Annotated in this window: 13 protein-coding genes; 9 read left to right on the top strand and 4 right to left on the bottom strand. The window is 65.1% G+C overall.

Going from position 1 to position 16,916, the window contains the following annotated elements:
* Nucleotide 1 precedes the first annotated feature (1 nt).
* Complete coding sequence (gene msrB, locus C1931_RS02690; RefSeq protein ID WP_108748402.1) at nt 2–580, bottom strand: peptide-methionine (R)-S-oxide reductase MsrB; 579 nt, start codon at nt 578–580, stop codon at nt 2–4.
* 144 nt (nt 581–724) lie between these two features.
* Between msrB and C1931_RS02695 the strand changes: the two genes are divergently transcribed.
* Together C1931_RS02695 and C1931_RS02700 are read left to right on the top strand one after the other, a co-directional pair.
* Entirely contained in the window at nt 725–1,444 is a 720-nt protein-coding gene (locus C1931_RS02695; RefSeq protein ID WP_108748403.1) for a response regulator transcription factor, read from the top strand.
* Entirely contained in the window at nt 1,441–2,913 is a 1,473-nt protein-coding gene (locus C1931_RS02700) for a HAMP domain-containing sensor histidine kinase (protein WP_108755325.1), read from the top strand. The genes C1931_RS02695 and C1931_RS02700 overlap by 4 nt, the downstream gene beginning before the upstream one ends.
* Nucleotides 2,914–3,106: 193 nt before the next feature.
* Here the strand turns inward: C1931_RS02700 and C1931_RS02705 are convergent, their stop codons facing one another.
* Together C1931_RS02705 and queD are read right to left on the bottom strand one after the other, a co-directional pair.
* Nucleotides 3,107–3,460, bottom strand: coding sequence for a phasin family protein (locus C1931_RS02705; protein ID WP_108751458.1), 354 nt, complete (start codon nt 3,458–3,460; stop codon nt 3,107–3,109).
* Nucleotides 3,461–3,574: 114 nt separating this feature from the next.
* A complete protein-coding gene (queD, locus tag C1931_RS02710; protein ID WP_108748405.1) occupies nt 3,575–3,937 on the bottom strand; it encodes a 6-carboxytetrahydropterin synthase QueD in 363 nt (120 codons plus the stop codon).
* 188 nt (nt 3,938–4,125) lie between these two features.
* Here queD and C1931_RS02715 point away from each other — a divergent pair, with 188 nt between their 5' ends.
* Nucleotides 4,126–6,765, top strand: coding sequence for a TonB-dependent receptor (locus C1931_RS02715; protein WP_108755326.1), 2,640 nt, complete (start codon nt 4,126–4,128; stop codon nt 6,763–6,765).
* A gap of 62 nt (nt 6,766–6,827) precedes the next feature.
* Entirely contained in the window at nt 6,828–9,422 is a 2,595-nt protein-coding gene (locus tag C1931_RS02720) for a M14 family zinc carboxypeptidase (protein WP_108755327.1), read from the top strand.
* Nucleotides 9,423–9,963: 541 nt separating this feature from the next.
* On the opposite strand, the gene C1931_RS02725 is transcribed toward C1931_RS02720, so the two are convergent.
* On the bottom strand, nt 9,964–11,385 hold the full coding sequence (locus tag C1931_RS02725; protein WP_108755328.1) for a DEAD/DEAH box helicase: 1,422 nt from the start codon (nt 11,383–11,385) through the stop codon (nt 9,964–9,966).
* A gap of 919 nt (nt 11,386–12,304) precedes the next feature.
* Between C1931_RS02725 and C1931_RS02735 the strand changes: the two genes are divergently transcribed.
* The 5 genes from C1931_RS02735 to C1931_RS02755 all read left to right on the top strand — a co-directional run bounded on the left by C1931_RS02735 (nt 12,305) and on the right by C1931_RS02755 (nt 16,657).
* Nucleotides 12,305–13,294, top strand: coding sequence for a fumarylacetoacetate hydrolase family protein (locus C1931_RS02735; protein ID WP_108755329.1), 990 nt, complete (start codon nt 12,305–12,307; stop codon nt 13,292–13,294).
* Between the two features lie 14 nt (nt 13,295–13,308).
* Nucleotides 13,309–13,995 (top strand): maleylacetoacetate isomerase, encoded by a 687-nt coding sequence (maiA, locus tag C1931_RS02740; RefSeq protein WP_108757629.1) that lies wholly within the window; start codon nt 13,309–13,311, stop codon nt 13,993–13,995.
* A 563-nt stretch (nt 13,996–14,558) separates the two neighbouring features.
* Nucleotides 14,559–14,990 (top strand): hypothetical protein, encoded by a 432-nt coding sequence (locus tag C1931_RS20225; protein ID WP_159093529.1) that lies wholly within the window; start codon nt 14,559–14,561, stop codon nt 14,988–14,990.
* Entirely contained in the window at nt 14,990–15,820 is an 831-nt protein-coding gene (locus C1931_RS02750; protein ID WP_159093531.1) for a hypothetical protein, read from the top strand. Before C1931_RS20225 ends, C1931_RS02750 begins: the two co-directional genes overlap by 1 nt.
* 9 nt (nt 15,821–15,829) lie before the next feature.
* Nucleotides 15,830–16,657, top strand: coding sequence for a Fic family protein (locus C1931_RS02755; protein ID WP_108755331.1), 828 nt, complete (start codon nt 15,830–15,832; stop codon nt 16,655–16,657).
* The last annotated feature ends 259 nt before the right edge of the window (nt 16,658–16,916 follow it).

Genomic DNA, 16,916 nt, shown 5'->3' on the forward strand with positions numbered 1-16,916 from the left:
GTCAGGCTCCTGCAGCAGAAGAAGAGGCACCCACGGGCACGCGCCAGCCGCCGGCGGCGTCCTGCCGTGCCGGGCCGGGCTGGAACAGCAGCGCCACCCCGTTCATGCAATAACGCAGCCCGGTGGGGCGCGGGCCGTCGTTGAAGACGTGGCCCAGGTGGCCGCCGCAGCGCCGGCAATGTGCTTCCACCCGCAACATACCGAAGGTGGTATCGCGGTCCTCGCCCACGGCGTTGTGCAGCGGCGCCCAGAAGCTGGGCCAGCCGGTGCCGCTGTCGAACTTGGTGGACGAGGAGAACAACGGCAGGCCGCAGCCAGCGCAGACGAAGGTGCCGCTGCGGTGCTCGCGGTCCAGCGGACTGCTGCCGGCACGTTCGGTGGCCTGCTGGCGCAGCACCGCGTACTGCGCCGGGGTCAGCAGGCGGCGCCATTCGGCATCGCTGCGCATCACTTCGAACTGGCGTTGCGGGCGCGCTTCAGCGGCTGCCGGCGTGGCCCGGCTGCAGGCGGCCAGGCCCAGCAGGCCAGCGGCGGTGGCGGCACCGCCCAGACCCAGCAGGTGGCGTCGGGTGAGGGGCATGGCGGACTCCGGGAAGGGGCGACGGGGCCATGCTGCGCCCGCCCGGGTCAACGAATCCTCACGCAGGATTCAATTTTTCGTGAGGTATCGGCCGCCTTCCCGCGCCACAATGCGGGCAGCCTCCCCACTGGCCCCGAGCTGCCGATGTCCGCAAAACGCGTCCTGATCGTCGAAGACGATGCCCATATCGCTGATCTGCTGCGCATGCACCTGGCCGACGAAGGCTATGAGGTGATGCACGCGGCCACCGGCGATGCCGGCCTGCACCTGCTGGAACAGGATGGCCCGTGGGACGCGCTGGTGCTGGATGTGATGCTGCCGGGCGTGGATGGGCTGCAGGTCTGCCAGCGTGCGCGCTCGATGGCGCGCTACGTGCCGATCATCATCATCAGTGCGCGCGGCAGCGAGACCCAGCGCATCGTCGGCCTGGAGCTGGGCGCCGATGACTACCTGGCCAAACCCTTTTCCATGCCCGAGCTGGTGGCGCGGGTGCGCGCGCTGCTGCGCCGTGCCGAAGCCATGGCACAGAGCGCACGCATCGATGCCGGCGCGATCGATCTGGGTGGGCTGCGGCTGGACCCGGTGGCACGCACCGCCTCGGTGGAAGGCAACGCGCTGGAACTGACCCCGCGTGAGTTCGACCTGCTGCTGTTCTTCGCCCGCCACCCCGACCAGGTGTTCGCCCGCATGGAACTGCTGAACCAGGTGTGGGGCTACCAGCACGATGGCTACGAGCACACGGTGAACACCCATATCAACCGCCTGCGCAGCAAGATTGAAACCGACCCGGCCAACCCGCGCCGGCTGCTGACGGTGTGGGGGCGCGGCTACAAGCTGGTGGACCCGGCCGGGGCGGGCGCATGATCACGCCCAATCTCTGGCAGAAGCTGGCCGCGGTGATCGCTGCGCTGATGCTGGTGTGCTGCATGGCCTTGCTGGCGCTGCAGATGCGCGCCAATACCCGGCACGAACAGGAAGTGGTGCAGCGGCTGTCACTGGGCCTGGCCGAGCACATCGCCCAGCGCAGCGAACTGATGGACACCAGCGGCATGCGCGATGCCGCCGTGCGCGCGCTGTTCGGCCAGCTGATGGCGGTCAACCCCAGCGTGGAGGTGTACCTGCTGGACGAACAGGGCCGCATCCTCGGCCACGATGCGCCCAGCGGCCACCTGCGGCGCGACCGCGTGGACGTGGCGCCGCTGCGCCGGCTGCTTGCAGGCGCGCCGCTGCCGATCCTGGGCGACGATCCGCGCAGCGAGCGCGGCCGCAAGGTGTTCAGCGTGGCGCCGCTGGTGGTGCAGGGGCGCCCGGCCGGCTATGTGTACGTGGTACTGGTGGGCGAGCACCGGCAGATGCTGGCCGACGATCTGGCCGCCAGCAGCCAGTGGAACACCACGCTGTGGTCGATCGTGCTGGTCGGCAGCCTGGGCGTGCTGGCCGGCCTTCTGGCGTTCTACTGGGTCACCCGGCCGCTGCGGCGGCTGACCCGGCGCATCCAGGCGTTCGACATCGACGCGCCCTCGGTGTTGCCGCCGTTGGCACCGCTGCGCCCCGGCGAGCGCGATGAACTGAAGATCCTCGAACATGCCCATGCGCAGATGGCGCAGCGCCTGGGCGAGCAGTGGCAGCAGCTGCGCCAGCAGGATCTGCAGCGGCGCGAACTGGTGGCCAACATCTCGCATGATCTGCGCACGCCGCTGTCGTCGCTGCATGGCTATCTGGAAACCATGGCGCTGAAGGAGGCCACGTTGGCGCGGGACGAACGCCGCCGCTATCTGGGCATCGCCCTGGCGCAGAGCGCGAAGGTGGGCCGGCTGGCACGCGCGCTGTTCGAACTGGCGCGGCTGGAACACGGCGAAGTGCGCCTGGAATGGGAGGTGTTCGCGCTGCCCGAGCTGGTGCAGGACGTGCTGCAGAAGTTCGAACTGGCGGCACAGGCACGTGGGCAGCGGCTGCACGCCGACGTGCCGCAGGGCCTGCCGCTGGTGCGTGCCGATCTGGGCCTGGTGGAGCGTGTGCTGACCAACCTGCTGGACAATGCGCTGCGCCACGCCCCGGAAGGTGGGCAGGTCACGCTGACCCTGCGCGCCACAGAAGACAGCGTGCAGGTGAGCGTGGCCGACGATGGTCCCGGCGTGGCACCGGCGCTGCGCGAGGGCCTGTTCCAGGCACCGGCAGCGCTGGGCGCGCGGCGTGGCGACAACGGCGGGCTGGGCTTGCTGATCGTGCAGCGCATCGTGCAGCTGCATGGCCGCCGCATCGAACTGCGCGACAGCGCGCAGGGTGCGCTGTTCGTGTTCAGCCTGCCGCGCGCGGACAGCGCGGCGGCCTGACGCGCCGCCACCCCGCCGGGCATGGCCCGGCGCTACCGTGATGCACGCGACCGGACCCATCGTCGGTAGATCCACGCCATGCGTGGATGCGTTTGGCCGAATCGCAGGCAAAAAAAGACCCGGCAGAGGGAGGGATCTGCCGGGTCCGGATTGCATGGGGGGAGGGACCCATGCAATGAGCGTGGGCGTAACGTCAGTGGCTGTTGGCCGTGGCGTCCGCCGGGGATTCGTTGTGGCCCTGAACCAGTTCAGACCAGGCCTTTCCGGCCTGCAGGCCCAGATCGACCATGTCCTGCTGGGCCTGGCCCAGCCGCTGCAGGTTGTCCTGCCACAGCTGCGCGCCCTTGGGCAGCAAACCCGCCGGGTCCTCGCTGCGGGCCAGTTCGCCCAGCCAGCCGCCGGTCGCGGTCAGGTTGCGTTCCATCACCTTCAACTGCACGCCGAACATGCTTTCCGCGTTCTCCAGCGCCATCCGGTTTGCACGGGTGGCGGCCGCCGCCAGCTGGCGGGTGGCATCACTGAAACGATCGGCGAAGGCGTTGGCCATGGCTGCGTCGAAGAAGTTGATGCAATGCAGCATACGCCGATCATGCGGCATTGCAACAAAAATAACGAAGGCGCCCGAGGCGCCTTCAAAATTCTTTCAGGATCAATGGCTTGATCAGCCGCCCGGGCCCCGGTAACGGCAGCCGGAGGTGCAGGTTTCGTGCACGGTGATCTCGCTCAGCGCGGGCAGTACCGGCTTCAGCTCGTTCCAGATCCACACGGCCAGGTTCTCGCTGGTGGGGTTTTCCAGACCGGGAATGTCGTTCAGATAGTGGTGGTCCAGGCGCTCGTAGATCGGCTGGAAGGCCGCTTTCACGTCGCCGAAATCCATGATCCAGCCGGTCTGCGCGCCGGGCTCGCCTTCCACCTTCAGTTCCACCCGGAAGGAGTGGCCGTGCAGGCGCGCGCACTTGTGCCCCGGCGGCACGTTGGGGAGGCGATGCGCCGCCTCGAGCATGAAGACTTTGAAGATTTCCATGCCGCGATTGTACGCCGCCGGCCGGTCGCTTACCCGCCTGCATCGGTTGCTGATGTAAACATTTCATTTCCATCTTGATAAAGAGATGTTAGCTTCTCTTATATCCGTATGAAGAGATGTTATTGGTCCGGACCGGGCCAGGCATGGACTACTGCGGAACTTGTCGTCACCACCACCCCACGAACGTCATGCCCCAGAACACCCTCCTTGCAGCGGCCCTTGCGGCTGCCCTGGCCACGCCGTTGTCCGCGGCGGCCGACACATCCACCGACGCCAGCGGCGAGGCCAGCACCCTGGCCGCCGTGCGCGTTACCGGTTCCAACATCAAGCGCTCGGACACCGAAGCCTCCAACCCCGTGCAGGTGATCGGCCACGAGCAGCTGCAGGCCAGCGGCAAGGCCACCGTGGCCGACGTGCTGCGCTCGATCTCGGCCAACACTGGCAACGCCGCCAACGAAACCACCAACAACGGCTGGGCATCGGGTTCGGCCGGCATCGGCCTGCGCGGCCTTTCGCAGAAGAACACGCTGGTGCTGCTGAACGGCCGTCGCCTGGCCAACTACGGCTTCCCGGCCGGCGGCCTCTCGGACACCTTCGTCAACCTCAACGCGCTGCCGCTGGTGGCCGTTGAACGCATCGAAGTGCTCAAGGACGGCGCCTCGGCCGTGTATGGCTCCGACGCGGTGGCCGGCGTGGTCAACATCATCACCCGGCAGAACTTCCAGGGCGCCGAAGTCGGCGGCAGCACCGGCACCGCCGACCAGGGCGGGCTGGACGAACAGAAGCTGCATTTCGTCGGCGGAATCGGCGATCTGGACAAGGACGGCTACAACATCCTGGTCAGCCTGGAAGGCTACAACCGCGATCGCCTGGACCAGGACCAGCGCGACCTGACCAAGAGCGGCATCTACAGCGACCAGCCCGGCGGCCGCTGGAACGGCTGGTCGGCCAAAGGCGCCCGCTATCTGGTGAATGGCACTTCGGTGCCGATGCTGGACGCCAACGGCAACTGCCCCACCGGCACCACCCTGGTGGCCAGCGCGCCGATCGACGGCCTGGCCGGCAACACCTGCGGCTTCAACCAGGCGCCGTACACCACCCTCATTCCGTCCACCAAGCGCTGGCAGGCCTACGTCAACGGCACCTTCCGCGTCAGCGACAACGTAGAAGCCTTCGGCGAAGTGCTGTACAGCGATATCAAGGGCGTGTCCTGGTTTGGCAGCAGCCCTTACTTCACCCTGGAAAGTGGCCGCTTCGCGCTGAACGCCGATACCGGGCTGGCCGAACCGGTGTCCTCCAACCTGCCGGCCAGCAGCCCGTACAACCCGTATGGCCGCGCCATTCCCATCGAATACACCTTCTTCGACCTGGGCGGCACCATCAAGACCAACCGTTCGCAGGCCTACCGCGGCCTGGTCGGCCTGCGCGGCAGCACCGACAATTGGGATTGGGAAGTGGGCGCCTTCGGTGCACGCAGCAGCGAGCGCGAGACCGTGTCCGGCGGCTTCGCCAACCGCTGGGCGCTGGCCGACGCGCTGGCCACGGGCAGCTACAACCTGTTGAACCCGTCGGCCACCCCGGCCGAGGTCATCAACGCGATCAACATCAGCACGCTGCGCCCGGCCGAATCGGTGCTGCAGGGCATCGATGCCAAGGTGTCGGGCACGCTGGGCCGCACCTGGGCCGGTGATATCGGCTTCGCCGCCGGTGCCGAATGGCGCCGCGAGAAGCTGGATTCGGAGAACCCCTGGCAGATCGACGCCGGCCTGCAGATCCGCCCGGCCATCGCCGAAGTGCATGGCGAGCGCAAGGTGACCGCAGCCTACGCCGAAGTGAACGTACCGCTGGCCTCCACGCTCGAACTTTCCGCCGCCGCGCGCGCCGACCACTACAGCGATTTCGGCGATGCGTTCTCGCCGAAGCTGGGCCTGCGCTGGCAGCCGCTGGACATCCTGCTGGTGCGCGCCTCGGCCTCGAAGGGCTTCCGCGCGCCGTCGCTGTCGGAAAACTCGAACAGCACCAGCATTTCCTACGGCAGCGTGATCGATCCGCGTGATCCGGACGTGCCGGGCTCGCGGCAGAACCCCACGTTCTTCACTGTCGGCAACAACGATCTGAAGCCCGAGCGTACCCGCAGCTACAACCTGGGCTTCGTGCTGTCGCCGTGGTCGAACACCAACCTGAGCGTGGACTACTACAAGATCGAGCTGGACAACCTGGTCGGCACCAACAACAGCCAGACCCTGGTGACCGACAACGTGCCCGGTGCGGTGCTGCGCGACGACCGCGGCAAGCTGCTGGCGGTCTACAACCGCTACCAGAACCTGAGCAGCCTGAAGACCTCGGGCATCGATGTGGAACTGCGCCAGCGCATTCCCACCGAATCGTTCGGCGACTTCACCGTGTCCTCTGCCTTCACCCACGTGCGTGACTACCGTCGCCCGACCGTGGTCGGCGGCCCGCTGGTGGACTACGCCGGCAGCAACCTGGGCGCCACCCTGCCCAAGAACAAGGCCACCACCACGCTGGATTGGCGCTATGCCGACGTAAAGGCCGCGCTGACCTGGTACTACACCAGCGGGTACGACCAGAAGGCCAGTACTGCGGCCGCGGCCGTGCAGGATCGCGTGGATGCCTACAACCAGCTGGACCTGTACCTGGCCTACACCGGCTTCGAACAGCTGACCCTGTACGCCAAGGTGCAGAACCTGGCCGACAAGGAGCCGCCGTACGACGCCTCGTTCCCCGGTATCCGCGCGCCGTACGACTTCAGCCAGTACGACCTGCGTGGGCGCTACTTCACCGTCGGTTTCGATTACCGCTTCTGAACCACCGGCCGCGACCGGCCAGCACTGGCCGGTCGCGCTGCCCTGCATTCCGGGAAAACACCGTGTCCTTGCATCGCCGTACCGTACTGCCGCTGCTGATCGCCGCCGCCACCGTCTTCGCCGCGCCCAGCGTGGCCCATGCGCAGAGCGCCTACTTCTTCCCGGAGGCCAGCGAGGCCTCGGCCTTCGACGCCAGCATTCCCACCCCGGAACAGTTCCTGGGCTATCCGATCGGCAGCCGCTTCACCCGGCATGACCAGCTGGTGGCCTATTTCCAGGAACTGGCACGCCATTCGGACAAGATCAGCGTGCGCGAGATCGGTCGCAGCTACGAAGGCCGCCCGCTGCTGATCGCCACCGTCACCGCCGCCAGCAACCAGGGCCGGCTGGAGCAGATTCGCCAGCAGCACGCGACCCTGGTCGATCCGGCGCAGCCGCGCAGCGCCGCCGGTGACAGCCCGGTGGTGGTGTGGCTGGGCTACAGCGTGCACGGCAACGAAACCTCCAGCGGTGAAGCGGCCATGCTGACCGCCTACTACCTGGTGGCCAACCGCAGCGCCGAAACCCAGCAGTGGCTGCAGCAGGCGGTGGTGCTGTTCGACCCGGCGCAGAACCCCGATGGCCGCGATCGCGCCGCCAACTGGCACAACGCCTGGGCCTCGGACCCGGCCTCGGCCGACCCGGCCGACAAGGAACATGTCGAGCCCTTCCCGCAGGGCCGCACCAACCACTACTTCACCGATCTCAACCGCGACTGGCTGGCCCTGACCCAGCGCGATTCGCGGCCCAAGGTGGAGGTGTTCCACCAGTGGTACCCGAACGTGCAGATCGACTTCCACGAGATGGGCAAGGACAACACCTACTATTTCGAGCCGTCGCCGAAGAGCATGCACAGCCCGCTGATTCCGGCGGCCTCGTATGAATTCAACAAGACCCTGGCCAAGTACCACGCGCAGTCGCTGGATGCGTTGGGATCGCTGTACTACACCGGCGAAAACTACGACAACTTCTCGCCGGTCTACGGCTCCACCTATCCCGACTTCCACGGTGCGGTGGGGGTGACGGTGGAACAGGCCAGCTCGCGTGGGCGCGTGCAGGAATCGGTGAACGGTCTGCTGACCTTCCCGTTCACCATCCGCAACCAGGTGGCCACCGGGCTGGGCACCGTGCGCGGCGCGGTCACCGAACGCAGTGGCCTGTTCGACCTGCAGAAGAGCTTCTTCCAGAGCGCACTGAAGCAGGCCGGCCAGCAGCCGGTGAAGAGCTTCGTGTTCGGCGATGCACATGATCCGGCGCTGACCCGTCGTTTGCTTGAGCTGTTGCTGCTGCACCGGATCGATGTGCATGCGCTGCCGCGCGATGTCACCGTCGATGGCCAGACCTTCAGCGCTGGCAGCGCCTACGTGGTGCCGGTGCAGCAGGCGCAGTTCCGCCTGGTCCATTCGATCTTCGCCGAAACCCCGCCGATCAAGGGCGATGTGTTCTACGGCAGCACCAGCTATGCGATCGCGCCGGCCTATGGCGTGGCCTTCGCCGGCAGCCGCAGCCGCATCGACGGTGGTGCCGCGGTGACCGAACTGCCGGCGGCCGGCGGTGGCGTGGTCGGTGGCCAGGCGACGTTCGCCTATGTCATCGACTGGCGCGACTACAACGCCGGCCGTGCCCTGGCCGAACTGCAGGGCAAGGGCGTGCTGGCGCGTGCCGCGTTCAAGCCGTTCACCGCGGGCACGGCGCAGGGTGATGTGGCCTTCGCTGCAGGCAGCATCGTGATTCCCGTGGCAGGGCAGTCGCTGCAGGGCGCGGCACTGCTGGATGCAGTGAACGCGGCCACGCGCAGTGCCGGCGTACAGGCCCACGCCCTGGCCAGCGGCCGCAGCCGCGATGGCATCGATCTGGGCAGCGACAGCGTCAAGGCACTGCGCAAGCCGGCGGTCGCGCTGGTGATGGGCGAGGGCGTGACCGCCACCGAGATCGGCTCGGCGTGGTTCCTGCTGGATCAGCAACTGCATCTGCCGGCCAGCAAGCTGGACCCGCAGCAGCTGGGCAAGGTGTCGCTGGATCGCTACACCACCCTGGTCCTCTCTGGCGGCAACTACGCCGGCGTGGATGCCACAGCGGTGGCCGCACTGAAGCGCTGGGTGCAGGCCGGCGGTTCGCTGGTGACCTACGGCAGCGCCTCGAAGTGGGCGATCGAACAGAAACTGGCCGAGGGCGAAACGCTGGGCAAGGATGAGGACGCCGCCGACGAGAGCCGTCGCGCGTTCGGTGACCAGCGCGATATCGCTGCGATCGAACGGGTCAGCGGCAACATCCTCAGTGCCGACGCCGATACCTCGCACCCGTTGGCCTTCGGCGTACCGCGCCGGCCGCTGGCGGTGAACAAGGAAAATGCCGTGGTGCTGCAGCCCAGTGCCAATCCGTTCTCCACGGTGGTGCGCATCGACAGCCCGCCGCGGGTGAACGGTTATCTGTCCGAGCGCAACCGCAGCCGCGTGGCGGGCAGTGCCTGGCTGCTGGTATCGGCGCAGGGGCAGGGCAACGTGGTGTTGTTTGCCGATGATCCGGCGCACCGCAAGTACTGGCACGGCACCGATCGCCTGCTGATCAACGCGATCTTCTTCGGGAATCTGGTGAATCCTAGTAAAGCGCGGGGTTGAGGTGTTGGGCGCCTTGTTGATGCTGGGATGGGGAGGACGGAGGGGCTGCGCAGGACACGCCGCAAGTACGTCCCTGTAGGCTCGTAGGCGCCATCCCTGGCGCCTGCGGTCCTGCGCAACCCCTCCGTCCTCCCCAGACAGTTTCCTGCGGGCGCGGACGCATCAAACCCCAAGGCGGGAGCAAGGGCAAAAGCAAAAGCAAAAGCCGAAGCTCCTGCTTCGGCTTTTGTTTTTGAACTTGAATTTGAACTTGATCTTTCTTCTCCCGGCTACCCGGCGGGACAAGAAGGCGCTGGAAATGTCTGAAGTGGATCGGGGCGGGGGGAGCGCGAAACCGCAGGCGCCATGGATGGCGCCTACGAGCCCCCATGGATGGGTTTACGGCGTGTTTCGCGCTCCCCCCGCCCCGATCCGCCCCAAGCAGAACCAACCGCAGGCTCTCAAGCCATCCCGGTAGCCAGCCAAAAAAAAGGACGGCGCGTCAGCGCCGTCCCTCGATAGCCCCCCGCGCAGCGGGAAGCGCATCAACCGTCAGCCAGGATCAGCCAGCGCGACCGCCGCCGTTGCCGCCCTGGCCACGACCGCGGCCGCCGCCATTGCCGCCGCCGCCACGACGCTGGCCCTGGCCGGCGCCAGCACCTGCACGCTGCTGGCCATTACCACCGCCTTCGCGACGGCCGCCGCCCGACTTCTTCGGGCCGGCATGCGCGTGGCGCGGCGTATCGCCGTGCGGACGACGGGCGTGGCTCTTGCGCGGGGCGCGTTCGCCGGTTTGGTGCTCGGCCTTGCCCGGCGCACTGTTGCCCCAGCGGATCGGCACCTGCAGCTCGAAGCCCGGCACATCGCGGATATCCATGTCGCGGCCCAGCAGACGCGTGATCGCGCGCAGCAGCTTCACTTCATCCTGTGCGACCAGCGAAATCGCCTGGCCGGTGGCACCGTTGCGGCCGGTACGGCCGATGCGGTGCACGTAGTCTTCGGCCACCATCGGCAGATCGAAGTTGATCACCTTCGGCAGTTCGTTGATGTCGATGCCGCGCGCGGCGATATCGGTGGCCACCAGCACGGTCACCCGGCCGGCCTTGAAATCACCCAGTGCACGCAGTCGCTGGCCCTGGCTCTTGTTGCCGTGGATCGCCGCAGTCTTGATGCCGGACTTTTCCAGGAACGCAGCCAGCTTGTCGCTGCCGTGCTTGGTACGGGCGAACACCAGGGTCTGCTCGCGGCTGTCCTGCGCCAGCAGGTGCAGCAGCAGGTCGCGTTTGCGGCCGCCGTCGACCGGGTGCACGCGGTGGGTGATGGTTTCGGCCACGGTGTTCTTCGGCGTCACCTGGATCTGTTCCGGGTTGCGCATGAACTCCAGCGCCAGCTGGCGGATGTTGTCCTCGAAGGTGGCCGAGAACAGCAGGGTCTGCCGGTTCTGCTTCGGCAGCTTGGCCAGGATGCGCTTGATGGACGGCAGGAAGCCCATGTCCAGCATGCGGTCGGCTTCGTCCAGCACCAGCAGTTCAATGCCCGACAGGTCGATGCTGCGGCGCTCCAGGTGGTCGATCAGACGGCCCGGGCAGGCCACCAGCAGATCCACGCCACGGCGCAGGATGTCCAGCTGGTTGCCCATGCCCACGCCACCGTAGATGCAGGCGCTGGGAATGCGCAGGTACTTGCTGTAGCCGCGCAGGCTGTCGTGCACCTGGGTGGCCAGTTCGCGGGTCGGGGCCAGGATCAGCGCGCGCGGCTTGCGCGGGCCGCTGCGCACTTCCTGCGATGCGGTGCCCAGGTGCTGCAGCAGCGGCAGGCCGAAGGCGGCGGTCTTGCCGGTACCGGTCTGTGCGCCGGCCAGCAGGTCGCGACCGGCCAGCGCCAGCGGAATTGCCTGCTGCTGGATCGGGGTCGGGTTTTCGTAGCCCTGCTCGGCAAGCGCACGCAGCAGGAAGGGCGCCAGGCCCAGCGATTCAAAAGACATTGAGTTTGCTCCAAGTACAAGAAACGCCTGACCGATCGGACAGGCGGGGGCAGATCAAACTGATCGGCTGACTCGGAGCGTTCCCGTGAACCGCGCTGCGAGAAGTTGGGTGCAGCCGGCGCGGAGCACAGGCTGGAATGCGTGACGAACGGTGTCGGAGTGGGGGCGGGCGAAGGGGCGGACCCCGGTCGCCGGCGATCCCGAAGGGAAACGGACGGCCGCTGCAGACCCGCATAGTCTAACCGAAGCCTGAGACCTCACGCAAAAACCCCTGTTCAGGGAAGGGGAGGGGGCTGGCAGGGCTGCGCCCTGCACCCGCTACCGTCAACGTCAACGTCAACGTCAAAAGCGGGCTATCCGTGGGATGGCGGGGTGGGTCCGGTCGAGGGGGACGCTGCAAGTACGTCCATGTAAGCTCGGTCGCCGCATCCATGCGGCTCACGCCCCCTCGACCGGACCCACCCCGCCTTCGACAGTTGGCCGCGATCTGCCAGAACGGCGCTCTGCCTCGGGAGGTGTCGACCTTGGTCGACACAGTAGATCCACGCCATGCGTGGATGAATTCATTCGATATCCGACAGATGTGTCGACCAAGGTCGACACCTACCAACAGCCGCGTGAACCTGTCGAAGGCGGGGCGGTGTCGGATTGCGGGGTGTCCGCGGCATGGATGCCGCGGCCAAGCCTACAGGGACGTACTTGCGGCGTCCCCGCAATCCGACACCGCCCCGCCATCCCACGGAATGCCCGCTTTTGACGTTGCTCCGGCCGTTGCCGTTGCTCCAAGCAGGTGCAGGGCTGCAAGCCCTGCCGAACCCCCTCCTACGGTAGGGTGGGCCGATGCCGCGCTGCAGCTTGGCTACGCCGTGCATTTGATTACACTTGAAACTTGTTTGCCCACGACTCCGGACACCCACCCATGAAGCTTGGTTCTTTGAAGGAAGGCGGCCGCGACGGCACCCTCATCGTCGTCTCGCGTGACCTGCGCCACGGCGTACGCGCCACCGGCATCGCCGCCACCCTGCAGCAGGCGCTGGAAGACTGGAGCCACATCGCACCGCGCTTGAACGCCCTGTACGAATCGCTGAACGCCGGCGATGCCGATGGCGTGTTCGACCTGGACCCGCAGGCCCTGGCCGCGCCGCTGCCGCGTGCCTATGAATTCGTCGATGGCAGCGCCTACCTGCCGCACGTCGAGCGCGTGCGCCGCGCCCGTGGCGCCGAAGTGCCGGAAAGCTTCTACACCGACCCGCTGATGTACCAGGCCACCAGCGCCGCCTTCTACGGCCCGCGCGATGCCGTAAAGGTGGTCAGCGAGGACTACGGCATCGATCTGGAAGCCGAACTGGTGGTGATCACCGACGACGTGCCGATGGCGGTCAGCGCCGAACAGGCCGCCGGCCATATCCAGCTGATCGGCCTGGTCAACGATGTCTCGCTGCGCAACCTGATTCCCGGCGAACTGGCCAAGGGCTTCGGCTTCCTGCAGTCCAAGCCGCGCTCGGCGCTGTCGCCGGTGTTCGTCACCCCCGATGAGCTGGGTGATGCCTGGCAGGACAGCAAGGTGCACCTGCCGCTGCTGACCCACATCAACGGCGCCTGGTTCGGTGCTCCGGAAGCCGGCGTGGACATGCAGTTCAATTTCGCCCAGCTGGTCGCGCATGCCGCCAAGACCCGCCCGCTGGGCGCCGGCGCCATCGTCGGCTCGGGCACCATCGCCAATGAAGACACCAGCAAGGGTGCCTCCTGCTTCGCCGAACAGCGCACCGTGGAAACCCTGCGCGACGGCAAGCCGAGCACGCCGTTCATGTCCTTCGGCGATGTGGTGCGCATTGAAATGCTTGATGCCGCCGGCAACAGCATCTTCGGTGCCATCGAGCAGCGCATCGAACAGGCGGCCAAGCCCTGAGCATGGAGGCGGCGATGGACATCCTGGTTGATGACGGCCCGGTCGACGACGGCATCGTGCTGTACACCTACTGGCGATCCAGCGCCGCCTACCGCGTGCGCATCGGCCTGGAACTGAAAGGCCTGGCCTGGGAAGGCCGGCCGGTGCACCTGGTGCGCGACGGTGGCGAGCAGCATGCCGGTGCCTATGCCGCGCTCAACCCGCAGCAGCTGGTGCCAACCCTGCTGCATGACGGCCACACGCTGAACCAGTCGCTGGCGATCCTGGAATACCTGGACGAGCGCTTCCCGCAGGTGCCGCTGCTGCCGGCCGACGCCGCCGGCCGTGCACGCGTGCGTGGCCTGGCACAGCTGGTGGCCTGCGATATCCACCCGATCAACAACCTGAGGGTGATGCAGTACCTGGAGCGCGATCTGCAGGTGCCGGCCGACGCGCGCACGCAGTGGACCCTGCACTGGATGGCCGAAGGGCTGGCGGCCATGGAAACGATGCTGGCCAGCAGCGGCGACACTGGTCGCTTCTGCCACGGCGATCGTCCCACCTTGGCCGATCTGTGCCTGATGCCGCAGCTGTACAACGCGCACCGGTTTGGACTGGACCTGGCGCCGTTCCCGACGCTGCGCCGCATGGAGGCCGCCTGCCAGGCCGTGGACGCCTTCGATCGCGCCCGCCCGGAAAACCAGGTTGATGCGGTGAGGTGAGTTATTCCCTGGCATTGATCAGGAGTTGGACAGTCTGCGCTTTGTCGCTAATAGTGTTCGTTGTCGGGAACAATCAGTCTGTCGTGTCCATTCGGCTAGAGTGGAAGTCTCCAACCTGCGCTAAATGAAAAAGTGTGATCGGAGTTGGATTTCTCGATTCTGCGTTACCCGAGAATATTGTTGTGTCCGCCAGGTGCAGTTCGTTGGTGGTCGAGGAAGGCTGTCGTCTGCGTGTCTCCTAGAGGTGGAGTGGACCAATGCTTCGGTGAAGCAAGGGTGTCCATGCCGGGAGTATGGGAATTTTTGACAAGGAGTAGTTATGGAAGGTTCCAAGGCTCTTAAGGGATTGATTTCGTGCCTGATTGCTACAGGAGGTGGCCTAGTCGTAGACGCAGCCCTCGCCTCCGGTAGTTTCTGTACTACCAATGGATGTGAGGTAAGGCCCCCTGTTTTCTTCCTTCCCGGTTTCGGCGGGGGGCGGAGGTGGTTGGGGAAATGACGGTAACTCGGGCGATCCGGAGCGCGAGCGGATCACCATGTGGTGTACTGATTTTCCGTCCATCATGGATTCGGACTATGGGTGTAATGTTTATAATCCTCCTGTCCTGTTGGTCAACGGTTGTGGGGCCGTAGGGGGAATGCCGGTGCCTGATTTTCTTGTCAGCCCGGTTTCTGCTGGGGTGGCTGCGGGCTATGGCGGTATATTTACTGACGCCTGTAATGCCCACGATGTCTGCTATGGGACCGTCGGAAAAGACAAGGCGGCGTGTGATGCGCAGTTGAACGAGGATATGGTCGCCGTCGGCTTGGCCAATATCCCTGAGCCCAACAAGGGATTTTTCATGCCCTATGTACAGGGGCAAGCATGGGCGTATTCCAAGTTCCTTCAGTGGGAGTACATACAGCCTTGGACTTCTGGTCCGGCATTCAATGCTGCCCAGGATGAGGCTTGGTGCCGAAAGTGGTCTGCGGAGTATCAGGAGATTTGCTGGTAATGTCCTTATTTAATAGAAAATCTGCGGACATAGGTGCTGTGGTTGTCGCTGCCGGGGTGGCGATAGGGGCGGCTGTGTGGTTTCGAACGGGATCGGCTGAGCCAATTTCGGGCGCCGATGCGGGCTCCGATTCGTTATCCGGCTTAGTCAAAGCAGGGGGGCGGACAATGGAGAGCATTGGAGCAAGCTCCCTTGCTGAAGGGCGGATTGATTCTGTCCAAGTACCCGCGTCGCAGCTTGCGGCCAGTGACCCGCGGCTGGTTGCACTGTCCAAGGCAGAGCTGGCTTGGCTCGAGAAGCATTACTATCCCACTCAGGCGGAACTGGATGCTTTGGATAGGATTGACCTGAAGGAACTTGAGCGATCAGCTGATCCGAAATCGAAGATGCTGTACGGCATTGCTCTCATCCGGCGAGGTCAAGTGCCAGGAGCGATGCCGGCCTTGAAAAATGCCGCCACGCAGGGAGCCTTCTATGCATACGAGGAGGCTGCCGCAGCCGAGTACGCAATGCTTACTAAGAGGGGAATGGATGCTCAGACGGTGCAGGACATGCTGCGAGCGAAGGTCGAAGTCGCCAAAATTCTGGGAGATCACCGGGCGGAGTATCTCCTTGGTAGGAACTTGCCAACCGGATCGGTCGCCAATCCTGCTGCCGTGCAGCAGTACACGACTGAGTTTCTGCGGCAGCTGGGTATGAATGCACAGCTCATGGGCGTGAGTGCGGCCGGTCCAGATCCCCGACCCAATGCGGATCTGTGGAGTGATGTCACAAAGCTGGGGAATTCAGACTCAGCTGACGAACAGATCGACGTCTATAGTCGCAGGTGATTTCAAGAGATGAACCCTGACATCCGGTTTTCTGCAAGTCCGGTTTGGGTAGCGTCGTTTTTTGAGCAGGCCTCGCAATCAGCAACGATTGCGAGGCCTGCGGCAGTAGTCCAGCTAGGCAGTCCTTCGGTCCTGTCGCATTGGCTCCTGGGTCTCATTCTGCATGATTCTCTGCAGTCTTATGACAGCTACTACCGATCAGTAGATTCGCTTCAGCAACGGTATGACGACAGCGCGCTGGCGATCAAGCTGAGTTCAATCAGTAGCGCAACTTCGATTGAAGCTCTGTGCAAGCGTGGCAGTCCGATATCTGGACACCGCGGATCGGTAAGGACGGGGGACGTGGTTGTCAGGACTGAGAATATGTTCAGTTCGAGATTCCTTCCTCCGCAGAAGGATCGCGCGCAAGTGGCCCTGAAGTCTTGGTTCCAACTGCGCTCGTCGCCGACCATGAACCTTGCGTCCCGCGACGTTCGCTTGGCGAGCTATTTGGTACTGCTTACCATTCACATGTTGCGTGATGGAAACGGACGATTGGCGCGATTGTTGTTTGCTGCAGATAGTCTGCAAGCTTTGGCCGATCCGATAGAGATACTGACGCTTGTATGCCTGCACCGGGACCGTGGGCAGGCGTTTCATATTGCGGCTCGCTGCGCACGGGAAGGAGATCTCTCGATGTTGTCCGCGTGTGGCAAGGAGGCTGCTAGTTTTGCTGTTGATCTGGCAGGAAGTGCGATTGCCTCGCTTGAGCGGGCATTGACGGAAGGTGATGCGCAGCAGGTAGATGCAGTTTCGAGGGATCTGCATCGGTTAATTAGCGTCTGCGTAAGAGGGTAGCGCAACCAGGGATCCTTGCGTCCCTGTTTCCGGAATCTGGGACCTGTTGCCCTGCGTGAGGCTTTCAGTCTATTGCTCCTCGCTGGTCCCTTTCGCCTCGAGCGTAAGGAAATCGCGATTTTTCGCCTGGTCTGTCGCCATGCTATGAGGGGCAGGCCTGTCAGCCAGAGGTCGCTTCCCTTCCCGTGCACCGGAATAGAACTTCTGGTCGTAGCAGATCGGGATCGATCTCACTGATCTACGGAATTGCAGGTCCAAT

This window comes from Stenotrophomonas sp. YAU14A_MKIMI4_1 (assembly GCF_003086855.1).
Taxonomy (GTDB): domain Bacteria; phylum Pseudomonadota; class Gammaproteobacteria; order Xanthomonadales; family Xanthomonadaceae; genus Stenotrophomonas.

Excerpts from the sequence above, each read along its gene's own strand:
- msrB (WP_108748402.1), bottom strand. The coding sequence starts at position 580 with ATGCCCCTCACCCGACGCCACCTGCTGGGTCTGGGCGGTGCCGCCACC.
- C1931_RS02735 (WP_108755329.1), top strand. The coding sequence starts at position 12,305 with ATGAAGCTTGGTTCTTTGAAGGAAGGCGGCCGCGACGGCACCCTCATC.
- C1931_RS20225 (WP_159093529.1), top strand. The coding sequence starts at position 14,559 with ATGGATTCGGACTATGGGTGTAATGTTTATAATCCTCCTGTCCTGTTG.
- C1931_RS02695 (WP_108748403.1), top strand. The coding sequence starts at position 725 with ATGTCCGCAAAACGCGTCCTGATCGTCGAAGACGATGCCCATATCGCT.
- C1931_RS02715 (WP_108755326.1), top strand. The coding sequence starts at position 4,126 with ATGCCCCAGAACACCCTCCTTGCAGCGGCCCTTGCGGCTGCCCTGGCC.
- maiA (WP_108757629.1), top strand. The coding sequence starts at position 13,309 with ATGGACATCCTGGTTGATGACGGCCCGGTCGACGACGGCATCGTGCTG.
- C1931_RS02705 (WP_108751458.1), bottom strand. The coding sequence starts at position 3,460 with ATGGCCAACGCCTTCGCCGATCGTTTCAGTGATGCCACCCGCCAGCTG.
- C1931_RS02725 (WP_108755328.1), bottom strand. The coding sequence starts at position 11,385 with ATGTCTTTTGAATCGCTGGGCCTGGCGCCCTTCCTGCTGCGTGCGCTT.
- C1931_RS02700 (WP_108755325.1), top strand. The coding sequence starts at position 1,441 with ATGATCACGCCCAATCTCTGGCAGAAGCTGGCCGCGGTGATCGCTGCG.
- C1931_RS02750 (WP_159093531.1), top strand. The coding sequence starts at position 14,990 with ATGTCCTTATTTAATAGAAAATCTGCGGACATAGGTGCTGTGGTTGTC.
- queD (WP_108748405.1), bottom strand. The coding sequence starts at position 3,937 with ATGGAAATCTTCAAAGTCTTCATGCTCGAGGCGGCGCATCGCCTCCCC.
- C1931_RS02755 (WP_108755331.1), top strand. The coding sequence starts at position 15,830 with ATGAACCCTGACATCCGGTTTTCTGCAAGTCCGGTTTGGGTAGCGTCG.